27 protein-coding genes are annotated in these 18538 nt (G+C 68.4%); 13 read left to right on the top strand and 14 right to left on the bottom strand.

The features are described 5' to 3' along the window. Positions 1 to 78: 78 nt before the first annotated feature. Positions 79 to 747, top strand: coding sequence for a protein tyrosine phosphatase family protein (locus tag ABN401_RS14005; RefSeq protein ID WP_349685479.1), 669 nt, complete (start codon positions 79 to 81; stop codon positions 745 to 747). A 3-nt stretch (positions 748 to 750) separates the two neighbouring features. On the opposite strand, the gene ABN401_RS14000 is transcribed toward ABN401_RS14005, so the two are convergent. From ABN401_RS14000 to ABN401_RS13990, 3 genes are all read right to left on the bottom strand, one after another. Continuing rightward, positions 751 to 954, bottom strand: a complete 204-nt coding sequence (locus tag ABN401_RS14000; RefSeq protein WP_349685478.1) for a hypothetical protein — start codon at positions 952 to 954, stop codon at positions 751 to 753. Beyond that, entirely contained in the window at positions 951 to 1175 is a 225-nt protein-coding gene (locus ABN401_RS13995; RefSeq protein WP_349685477.1) for a hypothetical protein, read from the bottom strand. Before ABN401_RS13995 ends, ABN401_RS14000 begins: the two co-directional genes overlap by 4 nt. A 90-nt stretch (positions 1176 to 1265) precedes the next feature. Next, a complete protein-coding gene (locus ABN401_RS13990) occupies positions 1266 to 1511 on the bottom strand; it encodes a DUF4170 domain-containing protein (RefSeq protein ID WP_349685476.1) in 246 nt (81 codons plus the stop codon). A gap of 104 nt (positions 1512 to 1615) precedes the next feature. On the opposite strand from ABN401_RS13990, the gene ABN401_RS13985 reads away from it, so the two are divergent. Further along, positions 1616 to 1870 (top strand): hypothetical protein, encoded by a 255-nt coding sequence (locus ABN401_RS13985; RefSeq protein ID WP_349685475.1) that lies wholly within the window; start codon positions 1616 to 1618, stop codon positions 1868 to 1870. Here the strand turns inward: ABN401_RS13985 and ABN401_RS13980 are convergent. Together ABN401_RS13980 and ABN401_RS13975 are read right to left on the bottom strand one after the other, a co-directional pair. Continuing rightward, positions 1867 to 2661 (bottom strand): 3'(2'),5'-bisphosphate nucleotidase CysQ, encoded by a 795-nt coding sequence (locus ABN401_RS13980; RefSeq protein WP_349685474.1) that lies wholly within the window; start codon positions 2659 to 2661, stop codon positions 1867 to 1869. The genes ABN401_RS13985 and ABN401_RS13980 overlap by 4 nt on opposite strands. Further along, on the bottom strand, positions 2658 to 4004 hold the full coding sequence (locus ABN401_RS13975) for a TldD/PmbA family protein (protein WP_349685473.1): 1347 nt from the start codon (positions 4002 to 4004) through the stop codon (positions 2658 to 2660). The genes ABN401_RS13980 and ABN401_RS13975 overlap by 4 nt, the downstream gene beginning before the upstream one ends. Before the next feature lie 81 nt (positions 4005 to 4085). Between ABN401_RS13975 and ABN401_RS13970 the strand changes: the two genes are divergently transcribed. The 6 genes from ABN401_RS13970 to ABN401_RS13945 all read left to right on the top strand — a co-directional run bounded on the left by ABN401_RS13970 (position 4086) and on the right by ABN401_RS13945 (position 9266). After that, positions 4086 to 5612 carry a UbiD family decarboxylase gene (locus ABN401_RS13970; RefSeq protein ID WP_349685509.1) on the top strand — a complete coding sequence of 509 codons (1527 nt, stop codon included), beginning with the start codon at positions 4086 to 4088 and terminating at the stop codon, positions 5610 to 5612. A gap of 41 nt (positions 5613 to 5653) precedes the next feature. Continuing rightward, entirely contained in the window at positions 5654 to 5989 is a 336-nt protein-coding gene (locus ABN401_RS13965) for an AbrB/MazE/SpoVT family DNA-binding domain-containing protein (protein ID WP_349685472.1), read from the top strand. Then, positions 5986 to 6300, top strand: coding sequence for a type II toxin-antitoxin system PemK/MazF family toxin (locus ABN401_RS13960; protein WP_349685471.1), 315 nt, complete (start codon positions 5986 to 5988; stop codon positions 6298 to 6300). Before ABN401_RS13965 ends, ABN401_RS13960 begins: the two co-directional genes overlap by 4 nt. Before the next feature lie 65 nt (positions 6301 to 6365). Then, positions 6366 to 6983 (top strand): hypothetical protein, encoded by a 618-nt coding sequence (locus ABN401_RS13955; protein ID WP_349685470.1) that lies wholly within the window; start codon positions 6366 to 6368, stop codon positions 6981 to 6983. 37 nt (positions 6984 to 7020) lie between these two features. After that, positions 7021 to 8847: a M14 family metallopeptidase gene (locus tag ABN401_RS13950; protein ID WP_349685469.1), complete on the top strand. Its 1827-nt coding sequence runs from the start codon at positions 7021 to 7023 to the stop codon at positions 8845 to 8847. Between the two features lie 2 nt (positions 8848 to 8849). Continuing rightward, on the top strand, positions 8850 to 9266 hold the full coding sequence (locus tag ABN401_RS13945) for an MAPEG family protein (protein ID WP_349685468.1): 417 nt from the start codon (positions 8850 to 8852) through the stop codon (positions 9264 to 9266). 3 nt (positions 9267 to 9269) lie between these two features. Here the strand turns inward: ABN401_RS13945 and ABN401_RS13940 are convergent, their stop codons facing one another. The 9 genes from ABN401_RS13940 to ABN401_RS13900 form a co-directional block, all read right to left on the bottom strand. Continuing rightward, the gene (locus ABN401_RS13940) at positions 9270 to 9932 is read right to left on the bottom strand and encodes a Pr6Pr family membrane protein (protein WP_349685467.1); all 663 of its coding nucleotides are present in this window, start codon (positions 9930 to 9932) and stop codon (positions 9270 to 9272) included. Between the two features lie 39 nt (positions 9933 to 9971). Continuing rightward, the gene (locus tag ABN401_RS13935) at positions 9972 to 10805 is read right to left on the bottom strand and encodes an aldo/keto reductase (protein WP_349685466.1); all 834 of its coding nucleotides are present in this window, start codon (positions 10803 to 10805) and stop codon (positions 9972 to 9974) included. A 48-nt stretch (positions 10806 to 10853) separates the two neighbouring features. Continuing rightward, entirely contained in the window at positions 10854 to 11363 is a 510-nt protein-coding gene (locus tag ABN401_RS13930; RefSeq protein ID WP_349685465.1) for a hypothetical protein, read from the bottom strand. 48 nt (positions 11364 to 11411) lie between these two features. After that, complete coding sequence (locus ABN401_RS13925; RefSeq protein ID WP_349685464.1) at positions 11412 to 12290, bottom strand: alpha/beta hydrolase family protein; 879 nt, start codon at positions 12288 to 12290, stop codon at positions 11412 to 11414. A 63-nt stretch (positions 12291 to 12353) separates the two neighbouring features. Next, positions 12354 to 12857: a hypothetical protein gene (locus ABN401_RS13920; protein WP_349685463.1), complete on the bottom strand. Its 504-nt coding sequence runs from the start codon at positions 12855 to 12857 to the stop codon at positions 12354 to 12356. A 67-nt stretch (positions 12858 to 12924) separates the two neighbouring features. Continuing rightward, positions 12925 to 14103 (bottom strand): vWA domain-containing protein, encoded by a 1179-nt coding sequence (locus ABN401_RS13915; protein ID WP_349685462.1) that lies wholly within the window; start codon positions 14101 to 14103, stop codon positions 12925 to 12927. Next, entirely contained in the window at positions 14103 to 14408 is a 306-nt protein-coding gene (locus ABN401_RS13910; RefSeq protein ID WP_349685461.1) for a HepT-like ribonuclease domain-containing protein, read from the bottom strand. The genes ABN401_RS13915 and ABN401_RS13910 overlap by 1 nt, the downstream gene beginning before the upstream one ends. 31 nt (positions 14409 to 14439) lie before the next feature. Next, entirely contained in the window at positions 14440 to 14727 is a 288-nt protein-coding gene (locus ABN401_RS13905) for a nucleotidyltransferase family protein (RefSeq protein WP_349685460.1), read from the bottom strand. A 14-nt stretch (positions 14728 to 14741) separates the two neighbouring features. Continuing rightward, positions 14742 to 15269 (bottom strand): GNAT family N-acetyltransferase, encoded by a 528-nt coding sequence (locus tag ABN401_RS13900; protein WP_349685459.1) that lies wholly within the window; start codon positions 15267 to 15269, stop codon positions 14742 to 14744. Positions 15270 to 15334: 65 nt separating this feature from the next. Here ABN401_RS13900 and ABN401_RS13895 point away from each other — a divergent pair, with 65 nt between their 5' ends. The 5 genes from ABN401_RS13895 to ABN401_RS13875 are packed head-to-tail and all read left to right on the top strand — an operon-like array spanning position 15335 to position 18499. Next, positions 15335 to 16255: a histone deacetylase family protein gene (locus ABN401_RS13895; protein WP_349685508.1), complete on the top strand. Its 921-nt coding sequence runs from the start codon at positions 15335 to 15337 to the stop codon at positions 16253 to 16255. A gap of 33 nt (positions 16256 to 16288) precedes the next feature. Further along, positions 16289 to 16945 (top strand): histidine phosphatase family protein, encoded by a 657-nt coding sequence (locus ABN401_RS13890; protein ID WP_349685458.1) that lies wholly within the window; start codon positions 16289 to 16291, stop codon positions 16943 to 16945. A gap of 47 nt (positions 16946 to 16992) precedes the next feature. Then, positions 16993 to 17244 (top strand): exodeoxyribonuclease VII small subunit, encoded by a 252-nt coding sequence (locus ABN401_RS13885; protein WP_349685457.1) that lies wholly within the window; start codon positions 16993 to 16995, stop codon positions 17242 to 17244. Further along, complete coding sequence (locus tag ABN401_RS13880; protein ID WP_349685456.1) at positions 17244 to 17594, top strand: tRNA-binding protein; 351 nt, start codon at positions 17244 to 17246, stop codon at positions 17592 to 17594. Before ABN401_RS13885 ends, ABN401_RS13880 begins: the two co-directional genes overlap by 1 nt. Further along, positions 17594 to 18499, top strand: coding sequence for a polyprenyl synthetase family protein (locus ABN401_RS13875; protein ID WP_349685455.1), 906 nt, complete (start codon positions 17594 to 17596; stop codon positions 18497 to 18499). The genes ABN401_RS13880 and ABN401_RS13875 overlap by 1 nt, the downstream gene beginning before the upstream one ends. Positions 18500 to 18538: the final 39 nt, after the last annotated feature.

The following is an 18538-nucleotide window of genomic DNA, read 5'->3' as shown; positions in this document are numbered from 1 at the left end:
CGCCCGCCAAGTCAAGCGATCCGTCCACGCATCGCAACGGGATGACGGCGTCGTCCGGCGTCTCTATGTGCTCGCCTCATGACCAGCCGGTTCGACATCAGCACCGAGGCGGGCCGCCGGGCGGCGGAGCGGGACTTCTTCTGGAACGACCACGCCTTCCTGCGGCTGGCGTTTTCGAACGCCCACTGGCTGGGGCCGGACCTCGTCCGCACCAACCAGCCCTCGCCGCGCCAGCTGGAGGGCTGGGCGAAACGCGGCATCCGCACGGTCATCAACCTGCGGGGGCAGAGGGACGAAGGCTACTACTGGCTGGAAAAGGCCGCCTGCGACCGGCTGGGGCTGACGCTGATCGACGCCCCGCTGGACAGCCGCGATCCGCCCGGCAAGGACCGCGTCCGCCGCGCCCGCGACCTGTTCGCCACGATCGAATATCCCGCCCTGATCCACTGCAAGTCCGGCGCGGACCGGGCCGGTCTGATGGCGGTCTTCTATCGCCACTTCCATCTGGGCGAGCCGATCTCGCAGGCGATGCGGGAGCTGTCGAAGAAATACCTGCACAGCCGCGAGGGGCTGACGGGCGTGCTGGACCACTTCCTGGAGACCTACGTCCGCGACATCGAGCCGACCGGCGTCGGCTTCATGGAGTGGGTCGAGAGCGAAGCCTACGACCCCCAGGCCATGCGACGGGAGTTCCGCGCCAACTGGTGGGGCACCCTGCTGACGGAGCGGCTGCTGAAGCGGGAATAGGCCTCAGCCCCAGGGGCCGGTGGGTGTCCGTTTGGGCGCCTCGTTCTTTTTGGTCGCCTCGGCCTTCTTCTCGTTCGACCAACCCTTGACCCAACGCTCATAGCCGCGCGCGCCGCGAAAGGCGAAGATCCACAGGGCCAGAACCGCCAGCAGCCCGACCAGCTGCGCGATCTGCATGCCGTCCAGGGTGGTGCCGAAAAGGGTCATGACTGGCGCTCCGTCTCGCGCGCCGGGGTAACGGTCGCGTCTGGCTTCGGTGCGTGCGCGAAGGGGTCCGACGTCGTCTCCGACGGTGCGGGCGGCTCCCCCCACGCCGTGTCCTGTTCGTGCGCCTGCGCGTCCACGCGGGACCTGGGACCGCGCGTGGCGAAGGCGACGATACCCACTCCGAGGGCGAGGAAGGCCAGAACGATCAAGGTCGGTGTCATGGGATCGCTCCTGTCATGCGGTCCAGTCTAGACCCAAACAGCGCAGGGGTCTGCGGCGCGGTTCCTCGCCGCGACCATCGGCCCCGGCGATCAGGCGTCGCCGCGCGGGTCGATCAGACGGTGCGCGTGCAGGATGAAGTACCGCATGTGGGCGTTGTCCACCGTCGCCTGCGCCCGCGCCTTCCAGGCCGCCTTGGCCTCGGCGTAGTTGCCGAAGGCGCCGACGAACTCGACCTGCGACAGGTCCCGAAACACCGGCTGGTCCAGATGGCGCAGCTCGCCCCCGATCACGAGATGAAGCAGTTGCGGGTCGGCGGTGTTGGGGGCGTCGGTCATGGCGGGAGTCCGGGGGAGGGGGCTTACTGGCGCAGCGGGATAGGCGCAGGGTCGCTTGGGATCAAGGATTTGGCGGAAATCGGCTGATCAGGCATTATGCCGATATGGCCGACGAACCTGAAAACCTCGTCCTCGTCTATCTCCGCCGTATCGACGCCAAGGTCGATGCCTTGGCTGGAGAGGTGCGTGAGGTGAAAGAACGGCTTTCGGCCGTCGAGGTCGGCTTGGCCTCCGTTCGCCGCGACTTGGGCTTCCTTGCAGAGGCCGATGCTCGGCTACAGATGTCCTTTGATCGCCTGCGGGACGACGTGACCCGCATCGAGCGTCGCCTGGACTTGGTCGACGAACCCGCCGCCTAGATCGCCAACGGTATCGACGCGGTCCGCCTCAGGATCAACGGGTGAAGCGCCGGCGCGGAGCAGACCAGGCTGGCCTGACGCGGGTCGGGCCGGTTGAACCGCCAGGGTCGTCCGTGGTGATCCGACACCCTCGCCCCCGCCTCGGTCGCGATCAGGGCCCCGGCGCAGACGTCCCAGTCCCACTTCGGCGTCAGGGCGATGGCGGCGTCGAAGGCCCCGGAGGCGACCAGCGCCATGCGATAGGCCAGGGCGTTGCGCTTCTCATAGCGCATGGCCGGCCAGGGCTCGGGCCAGTGCGGCCCCTCCATCAGGCGCGCGTCGGCCAGCACCGCCGCGTCGTCCAGCGTGTCCACGTCCGAGGCCGCGATCGGTCGCCCGTTCAGCCGCGCCCCGCCGCCGACCGTCGCCTCGAAGGTCTCGTTCAGCGCGGGCACATGGATGACGGCGGCGACGGGCGCTCCGTCCTCGACGATGGCGATGGGCACGCACCACCACGGCCTGTCCTTCATGAAGGCCACGGTCCCGTCGATCGGATCGACCACGAAGATGCGGCGCCTGGTCAGCCGGTCGGCCGTGTCCGGCGTTTCCTCCGACAGCCACCCGTGATCCGGCCGCGCGGTCAGCAGCCGGTCCTTCAGCAGGGCGTCGACGGCCAGATCGGCGCTGGTGACCGGCGATCCCCCGACCTTGGACGTGATCTTCAGCCCCTTCGCCCGCTCGGCCTGGGCCAGGGTCCCGGCCTCCAGCGCGGCCTCGCGGATCAGGGCCAGATCGTCGTTCAGGCCGCTCATTTGCCGGCGATGGCGACGCCGTCGATCAGCAGGGACGGGCTGTTGGCCGATCCGCGGAACTCCAGGTCCGATCCCGGCACCATCCGCATCATGAACTCGGCCAGCTTGCCCGCCACCGTGATCTCGCTGACCGGATAGGCGATCTCGCCGTTCTCGAACCAGAAGCCGTGGACCCCCGCCGACCAGTCGCCGGTGTTGGGGTTCAGCGCGGGGCCGAACATGCCGGTGACGACCAGGCCGGTGCCCGCGTCCGCCATCAGTCCCGCCTGGTCCCTGTCGCCAGGCGTTAGATGAAGGTTGTGGGTCGAGACCCCCGGAGGTCCCGCCGAGCCGCGCGAGGCGTGGCCCGTCGTCTCCAGGCCCAGCTGGGCGGCCGAAGCCCGGTTGAGCAGCCAGGTCTTCAGCACCCCATCCTCGACCAGGGCGACACGCTGGACCGGCGACCCCTCGTCGTCGAACGGCGTCGATCCCATACCGCGCACCCGGAAGGGGTCGTCGATGACGCTGACGCCGCCGGCCAGAACCTGTTGACCCATCCGGCCCATCAGGAACGACGTGCCCCGCGCCACCGATGGCCCCCCGATCGCGCCGATCAGGGGCGACAGCACCTGGGTGGCGATTCGGCGGTCGAAGATCACCGGCGCGGTGGTCGAGGCGATCTTTCGGGGCCCCAGCCGCGCCGCCGCCCGCCGTCCGGCCTCGGCCCCGATGGCCTCGGGCGACGGCAGGTCGGACAGATGTCGGGTCGAACGGCCTTCGCCACCGCGTTCCATGGCCCCGTCGCGCTCGGCGATGACGCTGGCGCTCAGCGAGAAACTCGTCGCGGCATAGTGGCCGTCGAAGCCTTCCGACGTCACCAGCCGCCAGCGCGAAGAGGAGTGGCCAGCTCCGGCGCCCTCGGACCGCGCGATCTCGGGCGTGGCCAGGGCGACCGCCTCGGCCTCGCGTGACACCGCCTCCAGCTCGGCGGCGGAGCGCTCGGTCGGGTCGTACAGGTCCAGCTCGGCGAACGGCCCCCGCGCCAGCCGCTCCCTTGGCGTCAGGTCGTTGTAGGGATCCTCGGGGGCCAGACGCGCCATGGCCACGGCCCGTTCGACCAGCCGCGTGCGCGTCACCTGCGACAGGTCCGAGGCCGACACCGTGGCCTGACGCCGCCCGACAAAGACTCGCAGGCCCAGATCGCGGCTCTCTTCGCGCTCCACGTCCTCCAGGGCGCCGTTGCGTACCCCGACCGACAGGGAGGCCCGCTCGGACGAGACCGCTTCTGCGGCGTCGGCTCCGGCCTTCAGGGCGTCTCGGACAAGATCGTGCAGAAGGTCGGCGGGCGCGGAACTGTCAGGCATGGGCCGCATATGGCCGACGCGCGCCTGTGCCGCAATCGTCGTGGGCTTCCCAGCGACGCCGGGCGGCTCTACCACCCGCTCATGGCATACAGAGACCTGCGCGAGTTCATGGCGGTGCTGGAGGCGCAGGGCGAGCTGGTGCGCGTCACCGAGCCCGTCTCGACCGTGCTGGAGATGACCGAGATCCAGACGCGGCTGCTGCGGAACGGCGGCCCGGCGGTCCTGTTCGAAAAGCCCGTGATGCCCGACGGCTCGATCAGCCCCATCCCGGCACTGGCCAATCTGTTCGGCACGGTCAAGCGCGTCGCTATGGGCGTGACGCTGGAGAAGAAGCAGCGCACCACGGCGGCGGAGCTGCGCGAGGTCGGAGAACTGCTGGCCTTCCTCAAGAACCCGACGCCGCCCCGCGGCTTCGGCGAGGCGATAGAGCTCCTGCCGCTCGCTCAGACCGTCATGTCGATGCGGCCCAAGGTGGTGAAGTCCGCCCCGGTGCAGGAGGTGGTGCTGACGGGCGACCAGATCGACCTGACCGCCCTGCCGATCCAGACCTGCTGGCCCGGCGAGCCCGCGCCGCTGATCACCTGGGGCCTGGTCGTCACCAAGGGGCCTGGCGAGGACCGCGAGGACGACTTCAACCTGGGCATCTACCGCATGCAGGTGCTGGGCAAGGACCGGGCGATCATGCGCTGGCTGACCCATCGCGGCGGGGCCCAGCATTACGCCCGGCACAAGAAGAAGAAGACCGGCCCGCTGCCCTGCGCCGTCGTGCTCGGCGCCGATCCGGGCACCATCCTGGCCGCCGTGACGCCGGTGCCGGACACCCTGTCGGAGTATCAGTTCGCTGGCCTGATGCGGGGCCAGAAGGCCGAGCTGGTGGCCTGCAAGACCGTGCCGCTGATGGTGCCCGCCCGCGCCGAGATCGTGCTGGAGGGTCACGTCCTGCTGGACGAGCACGCGCCCGAGGGCCCCTACGGCGACCACACCGGCTACTACAACTCGGTCGAGACCTTCCCGGTCTTTCACGTCAGCGCCATCACCATGCGGCGCGACCCCGTCTATCTGACCACCTTCACCGGCCGCCCGCCGGACGAGCCCAGCGTGCTGGGCGAGGCGCTGAACGAGGTCTTCATCCCGCTGCTGCGGGCCCAGTTCCCGGAGATCACCGACTTCTGGCTGCCGCCCGAGGGGTGCAGCTACCGCATCGCCGTGGTGTCGATGAAGAAGGCCTATCCCGGCCACGCCAAGCGGGTCATGCTCGGCGTCTGGAGCTTCCTGCGCCAGTTCATGTATACCAAATGGGTCATCGTCGTGGACGACAATATCGACGCCCGCGACTGGAAGGACGTCATGTGGGCCATCTCCACCAAGATGGACCCGGCCCGCGACATCACCGTCATCGAGAACACCCCGATCGACTACCTGGACTTCGCCAGTCCCGAGAGCGGCCTGGGCTCCAAGATCGGCCTGGACGCCACCGACAAATGGCCGCCCGAGACCAGGCGCGAATGGGGCGAGGAGATCCGCATGGACGACGCTGTGGTCGAGCGGGTGTCGGAGATGTGGGACAGCCTCGGATTGCCGGGTGACGGGGCGCCGATCTGGAAGTAGCGCGTCGATCGTGTTATAACTTCGTTCTAACGGAGCCCGCCATGCCCACGTCCATCCGCAAGATCGGCAACTCCCAGGGCGTGATCCTGCCCAAGCCCGCGCTTCAGGCGCTCGGCGTCGCGGAGGGCGGCGCGGTGGAGTTCATCTACGAGACCGGCAAGATCAGCATCGTTCCGGCCAAGCGAAAGGTTCGGGAGGGCTGGGCCGAGGATTTCGCGGCTCTGGCGGCGGACGGTCTGTCGGAAGAGGATCGGGAATGGCTGGAGGCCGACCTGACTAGCGAAACGGATGAAGAAGCCTTGGGGCCTGACTGGACGGACGAGGAGATCGCCGCGCTTGAGGCTGCGCTCGCCGCCAACGAGCGCGATCCCCGTTGATCGAGCGTGGAGACGTTTGGCTGGTCCGGCTTGATCCTGTCGAGGGAAGCGAACAAGGCAAGACGCGCCCCTGCCTGATCGTCTCGCCGCCGGACGCCGGCCCGTATCGCATCTCCGCCATCGTGCCGCTGACGTCCAAGGCGCGCGTGACCCGCTTTCGTCCCCGCGTGAGGTTTTTCCGCGATGGCCTTGCCCTGGTCGACCAGGTGCGCACCGTTTCCCATCTTCGCATGATCAAACGTCTTGGCCGGATGGATGCCCACACGACATCGCGTGTGCTGGCAGTTCTGCGCGAGATGTTCGCCGAGTGAACTCCGCAGATGACGAGACGGCGCTCGCCACCTAGCTTGGCTGCTTGTCGTGTCGGGGGGCCGCCATGAGCGACTTCGAGTTCTTTTTCAGCTTCTACGGCCTTCTGCTCGGACTGTCGGTGGCCGAGCTGACCGGCGGGTTCGCGCGCCTGCTGCACGAACGGCACCGCGTGCGGTTCGGGTGGCTGACGCCGCTGCTGGCGCTGTTCGTGGCCATCGACCTGGCGACATTCTGGAATCAGGCGTGGCGGTTCTTTCGGGAGGCGCCGTTCAACCCGGCCCTTTTGCTGATCGGGCTGGTCATCGCCGCGACCTTCTACGTCGCCGCCAGCGTCACCTTCCCGCGCGTGACCGCCGAGGGTGTCGAGACGCGCATCGACCTCGACGAGCATTTCTGGGCGCATCGACGGGTGGTGTTCGGTTGCGTTCTGGCGGCCAACGCCATGGTGTGGATATTGCTCGGCTTGCTGGCGCTGGCGGACCCGGCCTGGGCCGGCTTCTGGACGCCCCGGTTGATCTTCGGCGTCGTCCTGTTCGCGGCCTGCACTGCGACGGCCGCGTTCGCGCCTCGGCGCGGGGTGGTGATCGGCGCTCTGGTCCTCGTCCTCGCCTACACCCTGTGGAACATGGTGCGGGCAGGATACCTGCTGTTCTCCTCGGGCGTGTGGTCGCCGGCCGTCTGAGGCTTGCCAGATGGACGGGATCGGACGACGAAGGGCCATGCGCAACGCCCTTGTCCTTGCGGCCCTCGCCGCCGCCCTGTCGTCGAGTCCCGCCATGTCCCAGTCCGTTCGCAATCTCGCCCCCTGGGATACGGCCTTCCTGCCCCCCGCCCTGGAGTGGCATGGCGCCAGCCGCGCGCTGCTGGCCGACGCCACGAACCCCTGGATCACCGACTTCGAGCGCGACCCCCAGCGGAACGTCAGCCCCGACTACGCCACGACTCGCGCCTGGTTCGACCGGCTGGACGCGGCGTCGGACCTGATCCGCATCGAGGAGTTCGGCGTCTCGCCGGAGGGCCGTCCGATCTATGCCGTCATTGCCAGCCGCGACGGGGCGACGCTGGATCCGGCCAAGCCGGTGTTGCTGGCCCAGGCCGGCATCCATCCCGGCGAGATCGACGGCAAGGACGCCGGAATGATGCTGCTGCGCGACATCGCCTTCGGCGACAAGGGCGGCCTGATCGACGACATCAATCTGGTCCTGATCCCCATCCTGTCGGTCGACGGCCATGAGCGCGCCAGCGCCTACTCCCGCCCCAACCAGCGCGGGCCGCGCATCCAGGGCTGGCGAAACACTGCCACCAACCAGAACCTGAACCGCGACTTCCTGAAGCTGGACCAGCCCGAGATGCGGGCCCTGCGGACCTTCATGAACAGACTCGATCCGGACCTCTATCTGGACATCCACGTCACCGACGGCATGGACTACCAGTACGACATCACCTTCGGCTTCAACGGCGAGGACGGGGTCTATTCCCGTTCCCCCGCGATCTCGGAATGGCTGGACGACCGGTTCAAGCCGGCGATCAACGCGGCCCTCGAAGGGCAGGGGCACATTCCCGGCCCCCTGGTCTTCGGCGTCGATGGCGACGACCCCCGGGCCGGCCTGTCCGACGGCGGCCTGGGCGAGCGGTTCTCCAACGGCTGGGGCGCGGCCGCCCATGTGCCGACCGTCCTGATCGAGAACCACAGCCTGAAGCCTTACGAACAGAGGGTGCTGGGCACCTATGTGCTGATCGAGGCGTCCATGCGCCTGCTGGCCGAGGAGGGTGCGGCCGTGCGCGCTGCCGTCGCCGTCGACCGGACCCTGCGTCCCGCTGAAATCCTCGCCAACTTCGTCCCCGATCCGACGCCGATCGAGACCCGCGCCTTCAAGGGCGTGCTGTACGAGACCTACGACAGCCCGGCGTCCGGCCGCACCGAGATCCGCTGGCTGGGTCGGCCGGATCCCGAACTGTGGCAGATGCCGTACTATGGGTCGCGTGCGTCGCTGACCTTGCGTCGCCCGACCGCCTACTGGGTGCCCGCCCACCGCGCCGATCTGATCGAGCGGCTGCGGATTCACGGGTTGCAGATGGAGACGCTGGAGACGCAGCGCACCGTTTCGGTCTCCATGCTTCGCCTCATCGACCCCGTGATCGCCCCTCGCGCCAACGAGGGTCACGTCCAGATGAGCGTCCAGACGGTGGAGGCCGAAGACCGTGACTGGACCTGGGCCCCCGGTTCGGTTCGCGTCCCGACCGATCAGCCGCTCGGCGATCTCGCGGTCCTGTTGCTGGAGCCCCAGTCCAGCGAGAGCGTCTTCGCCTGGGGTCTGGTCCCCGAGGTCCTCAGCCGCGTCGAATACATCGAGGGCTACGCCATCGCGCCCCTGGCCGAGGCCATGATGGCCGCCGATCCGGGTCTGAAAGCCGAGTTCGAGGCTTATCTGGCCGCCGACCCGGCCTTCGCGGCGAACGGCGACGCGCGGCTGCAGTGGTTCTATGCGCGAACTCCGTTCTATGATGACCGCTACCGACTGTATCCGGTCGGTCGGGAGGGCTGAGGATGGCATTCGACGGGAGCCTGAGCGGCGCGGAAGCCGCCGCGCTGTGGAGCGGCCTGCTGCTGCTCCTGCTGGTCATCCTGTCGATGCGGGTCGCCCTGACGCGCCGGTCGCGGCGGGTCGTGCTCGGCGACGGTGGCGACCCCGACCTGGCGCTCAAGAGCCGGGTGTTCGGCAACGCCGCCGAATACATTCCTGTAGGGGTCGGCGCCATGGCCATCCTGGCCGTTCTGGGCATGCCCGCGGTCGGCATTCACATGGTCGGCGTGCCGCTCCTGTTGGGGCGCGTCCTGCATGCGGCGGGCCTGCGCGGCGACCGGGCCACGATGGCGCGGGTGTTCGGCATCCTGCTGACCTGGCTGGCGCTGTTCCTGGCGGCGATGATGCTGATCGTCCACGCCTTCGTCGCGCCGCACTGAGCCTTATTCGCGGATCAGGTCCGGGTCGCCCCGGCCGAGGCGCGACAGCCCCCTGTCCAGCGCCACGACCACCAACCCGAGCACCAGGAAAAAGACCAGCAGCGCCCCGAAATTCGTCATCGCCCTGGTCCAGCCGAGCGCGCCGATGTCGATGAACCAGTAGGGATACCAGCCGATCAGCTGTCCATGGATCACCGTCCAGACCCCATAGAGCAGGGGATAGGCCAGCCATTTGCCGGCATCGATCCATCTCAGCCGGCCCTTGGCTGTGAACAGCAGCCAATCCAGCACGAAGGCGATGGGCATCACCGTGTGCAGGATCTGATCGACGATCAGCTGCAGCCCCTGCGGGTTCCAGGTCCCGGCCAGCAAGACGTGATACACTAGCCCGACGACGGCGATATACATGGCGACGGCCGCGCGCACGGCATCGGTCGATGTCCATCGACCCAGTCTGCTGTCGGGGGTCACCGCCGGTGCGGTCAGCACCACGGCCACCAGGATGTTCGTCAGGATCGTGAAGTAGCTGAAGAAGACCACGGTCGTGCCCGCTGCCGACCGCGTGCCGCCGTTCAGCATCAGCCAGTACTGGAGGACCAGACCCGTCCAGCCGACCAGGGCGAACAGAATGCGCCAGGCCCTCGCGGTCATCCTGTTCTTGATCATTCCGGCCTCTGATGCGCGCATGGATGGCGGTGCCTGCGCCTAGTCTTGATCCCACACGAAGTCCCTGTCGATCCAGTCGCCGAGGCGCCCGTCCGGTCTGGCCAGTGCGTGGACACGCTCCATCTCTTCGGCCGACAGGGAGAACTCCCAGATGTCGAAATTCTCGGCCGCCCGCTGGGGCTTCGTCGTGCGCGGGATGGCGATGACGTCCTGCTGGATCAGCCAGCGCAGCGTCACCTGGCCGGGCGTCTTGCCGTGGGCCCGGGCGATCTCGCCGATCACCGGGTCGTCGGCGATCTGGCCCTGGGCCAGGGGCGACCAGGCCGTGATCGACGACCCCAGCTCAGCCGCCGTCGCCCGCAGCGTCTTCAGGGACAGGTAGGGGTGGTACTCGACCTGGTTGGTGATCAGCTTCGCATCCGACGCCGACTGGGCCTCGCGGAACTGGGTCGATGGGTAGTTCGACACCCCGACCGCGCGGGTCAGGCCCCGGTCCTTGGCTTCGTTCAGGGCGGCGATGGTGTCGGGGATCGACGGCGTCACCTTTGGCCAGTGCAGCAGCAGCAGGTCGGGCGTGAAGCCCAGGCTGGTCGCCGATTCCTCGGCCTGTCGCAGCAGGGCGTCACGCTCGAAATGGGCGACCCAGATCTTCGTCGTCAGCCAGATATTGTCGCGCGCCACGCCGGAATCGCGGATGCCGTCGCCGACCGCCGCCTCGTTCTTGTAGATCCAGGCCGTGTCGATGTGGCGGTATCCGATCCTGAGAGCCTCGGCGACCATGCGCCGCGCGTCCTGCGGCTCCAGCTGCCAGGTGCCGAAACCGAGAAGCGGAAGGGTCTGGCCATCGACGGTGATGCTGGCCTGCTGCGTCATGGTAGGGGCTCCGGCGTCTTGAAAGAGAGCCCCTGATCTAGGGTGTCCTCAGCGGCGTCGGTAGGTGAAGTCGTATCCCGGCGTCCAGGTTGCGCCGCCGTCGGTGGACGATTCTCCCTGCTGCCGCACCGATCCGTCGGCCTGCGCGGCCACCGTCATCCGCTGCATCGCGCCGGGCTGGCCTGATGCCACCAGCACCATGGCGCCGTCGCCGACGCCGCCCTCGAACACCGTCACGCCGCCCCCGCTGTCGATGTAGAACTGCCGCCAGACCTCGCCCCGCCGGGCGTCGAAGACGCTGAAGCTGACGCCGTGATAGGTCAGCGGCGCGCCGCCTGGTCCGACGGTCTGGCGATAGTCCTCCTCGATCGCACAGCCGCCGGCGGTCGAGGAAATGACGCTATGGGCGACCACAGCCTCGCTCCCCGTCTGGCGCACGTCCCAGTCGCCAAGCCAGAAGTCGAAAGCGCGGTGGTCGGGATCGCTGCAATCGATGGGCGCAGGCGGCGCGACCGGGGCGGTCTGAAGGGCGGCGATCAAGGTCAGGGTCATCAGCATGGCGGCCTCCTGGACGTCAGGGGCGACCGTTCACCGAACGACGTCAACTTAAGCTCTCGTAACCTCACCGGTCAGCCAGCCCGCGATTTCGTCCCAGACCGGTTCCATGCCGCGCCGGAACGCGCCCTCGTGCCCGATGCGGGCGACGCCATAGTCGGCGGGTTTGCGCACCACGAGTTCCGACGGGGTGTTCGGATAGACCTTAAGGATGTCCGGCCCCGTGCGGACGTTGGCGATCGGGTCGTCGGTGAAGATCCAGGACCGGATCGGTGCGGTCACCTCGGCGAAATGGTTGGGCTTCAGCTCGCTCGACAGCCGCTCGCCGAAATAGCGCGGGTCGTGGCACCACCGCCGCCAGGGAATGAAGACCCCGCGCGGCAGGTCGGCGCCGCGCCACACGTTTCCGCCCTTGATGTAGCCGTGGCGCGCCAGGCTCCACGGGCCATAGCCCCACCAGAAGAACACCTCCACGGGATTGTAGCTCAGCGGATGCTTGGGCCAGTAGCCCGAGCCGACGGCGACGAAGGCGTGCCTTCCGATCTTCGCATGGTTGGGCATGAAGCCCGCGAAATGTCCGCCGACGCTGTGGCCCACATGGCTGACGGGCACACCCGGTGCCTCGGCGATCAGGGCCTCCAGGGCGGCGGGCATGTCGAGCCGGCCCCAGTCCTCATAGGTCATCCGCATCGCTGCCAGATCCTCGGGGCGCGAGCCTCCGACGCCGCGCATGTCATGGGTCAGGACCGCCGCGCCCCGTCCGGCCAAGTGCCGCGCGAACCGCTCGTAGAACCCCTTCGGAAAGCCGGTGCCCGAGGTGACCAGAACGGCGTGCGTCGGATCGATCGCCGATATCAGTCGCATCGACAGGGTGTAGCCGTCGGCGGCCGGGGCCGTCAGGTCACGGACGATAAGGTCAGAGCGCGCCATGGAGAGTCCGTCCTGTTTGGAAACGAACGTCTCACGGTGACGCGAGGGAAGGTCAAGTGGGTCTCAGTCGCCGACCGGAATCCGGATCGACAGACCGTTCCGATCGGCTGGGGCCCCGGCTGGACGGCATTCGGTGACGAAGGCGACCGCCCCGCCTTCGCGCCGGGGCCGGCTTTCGCAGATCTGGTCCTGGATGGGATTGGCGTCGACGACCCGTCGTTCCGGCTCGCGGCATTCCACGGGAAAGGAGCCGTCGGCGTCTGGGGTCGCCCGACAGGGTGTGGGGGCGTCGGACGGCCGCAGGCCCGCCGGCAGACGGTCACCCAGGACCGCCGCCAGATCGCTCCGGACCCGCGCCTGGCAGGTCTCGATGGTCTCGCGGCCCCGCACCAGCGGACTGCACTGCGACCGCTCCCAGGCGAACGGGTCAGCGACGGCCCAGTCGGGCAGGTCAGGGGTGGCGGCGGCGGGCTGGACCGCCGGCGCGGGCTCGGCAGACGGCGTTTCCCACACCACCGCTCCGGGCGACTGCTGCAGGACGAGCATCACGGCGAACATCGTCAGCATGGTCTGGTCCTTCGCAAGGCACGCGATCCTCGCATGAAACGCCCGTTTCCGCGACCGCCTATCGACCTCAGCGCGTCAGGGCCCGCATGGCCTTGTCCAGTCCGTCCAGGGTCAGGGGATACATGCGGGCGTCCATGATCTCCCGCAGCAGACCGACCGAGGCTGTATAGCTCCAGTACCGTTCGGCCACCGGGTTCAGCCACACCGACTTGTCCCACTGCAGCCGGGCGCGGCGCATCCAGACGGCCCCGGCCTCCTCGTTCCAGTGCTCGACCGAGCCGCCGGGCATGGTCACTTCGTATGGGCTCATCGTCGCGTCGCCGACGAAGATCGCCCGCCAGTCGCCGTTGTAGCGGTTCAGCAGGTCCCAGGTCGGGATCTTCTCGGCGTGGCGACGCCGGTTGTCCTTCCACACGCCCTCGTAGAGGCAGTTATGGAAGTAGAAGAACTCCAGGTTCTTGAACTCGGTCCGGGCCGCGCTGAACAGCTCCTCGCAGAGCCTGATGTGGCCGTCCATGGAGCCGCCGACGTCCAGGAACAGCAGCACCTTGATGGTGTTTCGCCGCTCCGGCCGCATCTGGATGTCCAGCCAGCCCTGGCGCGCCGTGCCGTCGATGGTGCCGTCGATGTCCAGTTCCTCGGCCGCGCCCTCGCGCGCGAACCGACGCAGACGACGCAGCGCGACCTTGATATTGCGGGTCCCCAGTTCGACCGTGTCGTCCAGGTTCCGATACTCGCGCTTCTCCCAGACCTTGACCGCGCGGCCCTGCTTGCCCGGCCCACCGATGCGCACGCCCTCGGGGTTGTAGCCGCCGTGGCCGAAGGGGCTGGTGCCGCCGGTGCCGATCCACTTGGACCCGCCCTCGTGGCGCTTCTGCTGCTCCTCCATCCGCTGCTTGAGCGTCTCCATCAGCTTTTCGAAGCCGCCCAGCGCCTCGATCTCGGCCTTTTCCTCGTCGGTCAGGAATTTCTCGTTCAGCAGCCGCAGCCAGTCCTCGGGCACGTCCAGCGTCGGTTCCTCGCCCGCGCCGACCGTTTCGATGCCCTTGAAAACGGTGCCGAAGACCTGATCAAACCGGTCGTAGTGCTTCTCGTCCTTGACCAGGACCGCGCGGGACAGGTGATAGAAGTCCTCGACCCGGCCACCGGCCACGTCCTTGTCCATGGCCTCCATCAGATGAAGCCATTCCTTCATCGAGACGGGAACCCGCGCTTCCTTCAGGGCGGTGAAGAAGGGGAGGAGCATCAGAGACGCCTTTCCACGGGCGGCTGCGGGAGGTGCGCCAGCATGTCGGGGGCGTCCAAGGTTGCAAACTCCCAGAGTTGTTGGTGATCGATCCTCTGATACTCGTGAGCGATGAGATGCCGGAGCTTGGCCGCATATCCCCAGGCTAGGTCGGGATAGGCAGCCTTAACCGCAGGACCGATCTTGTTGGCTGCTTCTCCCAAAACGACGAAGAACATGGCCAGTGCGTGTGGCTTGGCCTTGTCGGCCAGAAACGCCTCCCGGTCTTCGCCTTCAATCAGGTCAGCGATGCTGGCCAGCGCCATCCGAATTTCTTCGACAAGAGCGACGTCGCGTTCAGACCACAAGCGCGTCGCGCTCCGCCGTGTGTCGGACGTAGGGATTCTGCAGCGCGCGATTTGTCATCATCTCGACACGCGCGCCTAGACGTTCTGACAGATCATCTTCGATGCCGAAGAAGCGGAAGCCCAAGGGCTTGGCGATATCCACCAGCAGATCCACGTCGCTGTCCGGCCCCGCCTCGTCGCGGGCATAGCTGCCGAACAGGCGCACGTTGACGATGCCCTGTTCTTCCAGCCAGGGCTTCAACTCTCGCAGCTTGGCCAGCAGTTCGTCGCGGGTCATTGCGCGACCATAGCCTATCCCCGGCGCAGGATGAACTCGTCGTCGCGCCACGCACCCACTGGATACTGATACTCGCCCGCCTTCTCGAAGCCGTGGGCGGCGTACAGCTTCTGGGCTTTCAGATTGCCGCTCCAGACGCCGATCCACAGGGGGCCGTCGGTGTTGGCCTCCATCCAATCCAGCGACAGGGCCAGCAGCCGGGTGCCCAGACCCACCCCCTGCGCCTCGCCCGCGACATAGAGGCGGCGCAGTTCGGAGTGTCCGGGGCGCGCGTCCGGATGGGGCAGGGTGTTCGGCCCGGCGTTGGCGAAGGCCAGCAGGACGCCGTCGCGTTCGGCCAGCCACCAGGCCGCGCCGGGTTCCTCCAGCCTCCGCACCGTCGCCTGCGGGCTGAAGCTGGCGTCGAGGAAGACCGCCAGATCGTCGGCCGGATAGGGGATGCCGAACCCGGTCACGAAGGTGTCGATGAAGGTCCGCCGCCCGAGCGCGCCCAGGGTCTCGGCATCGGCGGCGGTCGGGGCGCGGATCACGACGTCGGTCATGGCGGGCGAATAGGGCCCCATGTGGCTGGCGACAAGCGTGAGGACTCCGCCTAGTGTCCGCCGCCATGTCCGTCGCCCTGTTCACCCATACCGACATGGCCGACCATGCCCCTGGCGTCGGCCACCCCGAACGGCCCGAGCGTCTCGCCGCCGTGCTCGCCGCGCTGGACGACGCGGACCTGTCGCTGGATCGGCGGGCCGCGACCGAGGCAGAGGTCGCCGATCTGGAGCGGGTCCATCCGGCTGACTACGTCGCCCGCATTCTCAAGGCGTCTCCACGGGACGGACTGGCCCAGTTGGACGCCGACACGATCCTGTCGCCCGGAAGCGTGCGCGCCGCCCGGCTCGCGGCAGGAGCGGTCATCGACGGGGTCAAGGCCGTGTCCGCCGGAGAGACCGCCCGCGCCTTCGCCGCCGTGCGCCCGCCGGGCCACCACGCCGAACCGGATCGGGCCATGGGGTTCTGCCTGTTCTCCTCCGTCGCGATCGCCGCCCGCGTGGCCCAGTCGCTCGGCATGCTCAAGGTCGCCGTCGTCGATTTCGACGTCCACCACGGCAACGGCACCCAGGCCGCGTTCGAGACGGACGCCAGCCTGTTCTTCGCCTCCATACACCAGATGCCGCTCTATCCCGGCACGGGCGCGGCGCATGAGACGGGCGTCGGCAATGTCGTCAATGCGCCGGTCGAACCCCATGCCGCGCGCGAATCATGGCGCGCCACCTTCGCCGGCGGACTGATGCCGGCGCTCGATGCGTTCGAGCCCGACTTGATTCTGATCTCCGCCGGTTTCGACGCCCATCGCCGCGATCCGCTCGCCCACCAGAGCCTGGAGGCCGAGGATTTCGCCTGGGCGACGCGGGCGGTTCTGGAGGTCGCGCGGCGTCGATGCGGCGGCAAGGTTGTGTCCTCGCTGGAGGGCGGTTACGACCTCGAAGGGCTCGGCCGTTCGGCCGCCGCCCATGTGCGGGCTTTGGGGGAGGATTGAGGACCGAAGGCGTCGCCGCCGAACCCTCGCGCCATGAGCCCCGATACTCTCCACAAGGATCGCATCGACCTCGCCGTGCCCGAGCCGGCCGCCCCTCCCGTGCGCGCGACGCCAGGCCGCGTCGGCTCGATCACCCTGGCCCGTCACGGCGAACCGGCCCTGTCGCGCAAATGCTATCTGACCTCGGACCAGTACCGCGCCTGGTGGGCCAAATACGAACAAGGCGGCCTGCTGGCCGGTCAGACCCCGCCGCCCGACCTTCTGGCCACAGCCCAGGGCGCGGGGGTCATCTTCGCCTCGACCCGGCAGAGGGCGCAGGAGACCGCCGTGGCCGTCTCGGCGGGCCGTGACGTCGTCTCGGACGTCCTGTTCATCGAGGCCCCGCTTCCGCCGCCGCATTTCCCCAGCTGGTTCAAGCTGCCCCCAAAATACTGGGGCGCGGTGGCCCGGGTCTGGTGGCACGCCTTCGATCATCACGACGGCCAGGAGACGCGGGCCCAGGCCGAGGCCCGCGCCGAGCGCGCCGCCCAGCTGCTCATCGCCCGCGCCGAGGCCGGGGAGGACGTGCTGGTCCTGGCCCACGGCTACTTCAACCACATGGTCGGCCGCCGCCTGAAGGCCGACGGCTGGAGCCTCGTCCACAACCAGGGCTTCAAATACTGGAGCCAGCGCCGTTACGAGCGCGGCTGACGCTTCCCCGTTGAAGCGAAAGCGCGGCCCCTCTAGGGTCTGTGACGATGTCAGAGCCCGCGTCCCCCGTTCCCGCCGACCTGTCCTTCGAGGATGCCCTCTCGCGCCTCGAGACCATCGTCTCGCGCCTGGAGTCCGGTCAGGCTCCGCTGGAGGAATCCATTACCCTCTATGAGGAGGGCGCGCGGCTTAAGGAACACTGCGAGGCCCGGCTCAAATCCGCGCAGCTTCGCGTCGACAAGATCGTCGTGGGCTCCGACGGCGCCGCCAGGGGCCTCGAACCCGCCGAGTTCGGTTGATGGGAGCGATCGCCGAACGCATCGCCTTCGACGACTTCATGAAGGTCGATGTGCGCGTAGGCGAGGTCGTCCGCGCCGAGCCGTTCCCTGAGGCCCGCAAGCCGGCCTACAAGCTGACGATCGACTTCGGGCCCGATGTCGGCGTCAAGCGGTCATCGGCCCAGATCACCCGCCACTACACGACCGCCCAGCTGACCGGCCGCAAGGTCGCGGCGGTCGTCAACTTCCCCCCGCGCCAGATCGGGCCCTTCATGTCCGAGGTGCTGACGTTGGGGTTCCCGGACGCGGAGGGCGAGGTCGTGCTGGTCGGCGTCGATCGCGATGTGCCCAACGGCGGGAGACTGTTCTGATGCGCCTCGCCGCCAACGCCCCCGTCCAGACCGTCGCCGAGCGTGTGGCCGAGGTCGCCGATCTGGTCACGGTCGCGCTGGACGAACTGCTGCCCCGCGCCGACGGCCCCGAGTCCCGCCTGACTGAGGCCATGCGCTATGCCGCGCTCGGACCCGGCAAGCGCCTGCGGCCCTATTTCGCCATGGAGGCGTCGCGCCTGTTCGACATCGAGGAGCGGCCGGTGCTGCGCGCCGCCTGCGCCCTGGAATGCGTCCACGCCTACAGCCTGGTCCACGACGACCTGCCCTGCATGGACGACGACGACATGCGCCGGGGCCGGCCGACCCTGCACAGGGCCTACGACGAGGCCACGGCCGTGCTGGCCGGCGACGCGCTCCAGACCGCCGCCTTCGACATCATCCTGCACAAGGACACCCACGAGGACGCCGAGGTCCGCTGCGCGCTCGCGGCCCGGCTGTCTCTGGCTTCGGGCGCGCGCGGCATGGCCGGAGGCCAGATGATCGACCTGCTGGGCGTGCGCGACGACCTGGGGGGCGTCGCGCGGATGCAGCGGCTCAAGACCGGGGCCCTGTTCACCTATGCCTTCGAGATCCCGCTGATCGTTGCCAAGGCCGAGGAGCGGCATCAGCAGGCCCTGACCAACTTCGCCCACGACATCGGCCTCGCCTATCAGATTGTCGACGACCTGCTGGATTTCGACGGCGACGAGGCCGAGCTGGGCAAGGCGGCCCAGAAGGACGCGGCCCAGGGCAAGACCAATTTCGTCACCCTGCTGGGGGTCGATCAGGCGCGGCATCGCGTCGCGCACCTGGCCGATCAGGCGCGTGGCCATCTGGACGTGTTCGGCACCGACGCCGAAAACCTCAAGGCGAGTGTGGACTTCGTGCTAAACCGTCGGTCCTGATAGGGAGGACGTCGGCTCTCGGGGCCGGCGTCGCAACGA

Origin of the sequence: Brevundimonas aurifodinae, from assembly GCF_040195595.1 — a bacterium.
Classification (GTDB): Bacteria; Pseudomonadota; Alphaproteobacteria; order Caulobacterales; family Caulobacteraceae; genus Brevundimonas; species Brevundimonas aurifodinae.
The sequence above is the reverse complement of the archived record's forward strand: the minus strand, read 5'-3'. Positions and strand labels throughout refer to the sequence as shown.

Excerpts from the sequence above, each read along its gene's own strand:
- ABN401_RS14005 (WP_349685479.1), top strand. The coding sequence starts at position 79 with ATGACCAGCCGGTTCGACATCAGCACCGAGGCGGGCCGCCGGGCGGCG.
- ABN401_RS14000 (WP_349685478.1), bottom strand. The coding sequence starts at position 954 with ATGACCCTTTTCGGCACCACCCTGGACGGCATGCAGATCGCGCAGCTG.
- ABN401_RS13995 (WP_349685477.1), bottom strand. The coding sequence starts at position 1,175 with ATGACACCGACCTTGATCGTTCTGGCCTTCCTCGCCCTCGGAGTGGGT.
- ABN401_RS13990 (WP_349685476.1), bottom strand. The coding sequence starts at position 1,511 with ATGACCGACGCCCCCAACACCGCCGACCCGCAACTGCTTCATCTCGTG.
- ABN401_RS13985 (WP_349685475.1), top strand. The coding sequence starts at position 1,616 with ATGGCCGACGAACCTGAAAACCTCGTCCTCGTCTATCTCCGCCGTATC.
- ABN401_RS13980 (WP_349685474.1), bottom strand. The coding sequence starts at position 2,661 with ATGAGCGGCCTGAACGACGATCTGGCCCTGATCCGCGAGGCCGCGCTG.
- ABN401_RS13975 (WP_349685473.1), bottom strand. The coding sequence starts at position 4,004 with ATGCCTGACAGTTCCGCGCCCGCCGACCTTCTGCACGATCTTGTCCGA.
- ABN401_RS13970 (WP_349685509.1), top strand. The coding sequence starts at position 4,086 with ATGGCATACAGAGACCTGCGCGAGTTCATGGCGGTGCTGGAGGCGCAG.
- ABN401_RS13965 (WP_349685472.1), top strand. The coding sequence starts at position 5,654 with ATGCCCACGTCCATCCGCAAGATCGGCAACTCCCAGGGCGTGATCCTG.
- ABN401_RS13955 (WP_349685470.1), top strand. The coding sequence starts at position 6,366 with ATGAGCGACTTCGAGTTCTTTTTCAGCTTCTACGGCCTTCTGCTCGGA.
- ABN401_RS13950 (WP_349685469.1), top strand. The coding sequence starts at position 7,021 with ATGCGCAACGCCCTTGTCCTTGCGGCCCTCGCCGCCGCCCTGTCGTCG.
- ABN401_RS13945 (WP_349685468.1), top strand. The coding sequence starts at position 8,850 with ATGGCATTCGACGGGAGCCTGAGCGGCGCGGAAGCCGCCGCGCTGTGG.
- ABN401_RS13940 (WP_349685467.1), bottom strand. The coding sequence starts at position 9,932 with ATGATCAAGAACAGGATGACCGCGAGGGCCTGGCGCATTCTGTTCGCC.
- ABN401_RS13935 (WP_349685466.1), bottom strand. The coding sequence starts at position 10,805 with ATGACGCAGCAGGCCAGCATCACCGTCGATGGCCAGACCCTTCCGCTT.
- ABN401_RS13930 (WP_349685465.1), bottom strand. The coding sequence starts at position 11,363 with ATGCTGATGACCCTGACCTTGATCGCCGCCCTTCAGACCGCCCCGGTC.
- ABN401_RS13925 (WP_349685464.1), bottom strand. The coding sequence starts at position 12,290 with ATGGCGCGCTCTGACCTTATCGTCCGTGACCTGACGGCCCCGGCCGCC.
- ABN401_RS13920 (WP_349685463.1), bottom strand. The coding sequence starts at position 12,857 with ATGCTGACGATGTTCGCCGTGATGCTCGTCCTGCAGCAGTCGCCCGGA.
- ABN401_RS13915 (WP_349685462.1), bottom strand. The coding sequence starts at position 14,103 with ATGCTCCTCCCCTTCTTCACCGCCCTGAAGGAAGCGCGGGTTCCCGTC.
- ABN401_RS13910 (WP_349685461.1), bottom strand. The coding sequence starts at position 14,408 with ATGGCGCTGGCCAGCATCGCTGACCTGATTGAAGGCGAAGACCGGGAG.
- ABN401_RS13905 (WP_349685460.1), bottom strand. The coding sequence starts at position 14,727 with ATGACCCGCGACGAACTGCTGGCCAAGCTGCGAGAGTTGAAGCCCTGG.
- ABN401_RS13900 (WP_349685459.1), bottom strand. The coding sequence starts at position 15,269 with ATGACCGACGTCGTGATCCGCGCCCCGACCGCCGCCGATGCCGAGACC.
- ABN401_RS13895 (WP_349685508.1), top strand. The coding sequence starts at position 15,335 with ATGTCCGTCGCCCTGTTCACCCATACCGACATGGCCGACCATGCCCCT.
- ABN401_RS13890 (WP_349685458.1), top strand. The coding sequence starts at position 16,289 with ATGAGCCCCGATACTCTCCACAAGGATCGCATCGACCTCGCCGTGCCC.
- ABN401_RS13885 (WP_349685457.1), top strand. The coding sequence starts at position 16,993 with ATGTCAGAGCCCGCGTCCCCCGTTCCCGCCGACCTGTCCTTCGAGGAT.
- ABN401_RS13880 (WP_349685456.1), top strand. The coding sequence starts at position 17,244 with ATGGGAGCGATCGCCGAACGCATCGCCTTCGACGACTTCATGAAGGTC.
- ABN401_RS13875 (WP_349685455.1), top strand. The coding sequence starts at position 17,594 with ATGCGCCTCGCCGCCAACGCCCCCGTCCAGACCGTCGCCGAGCGTGTG.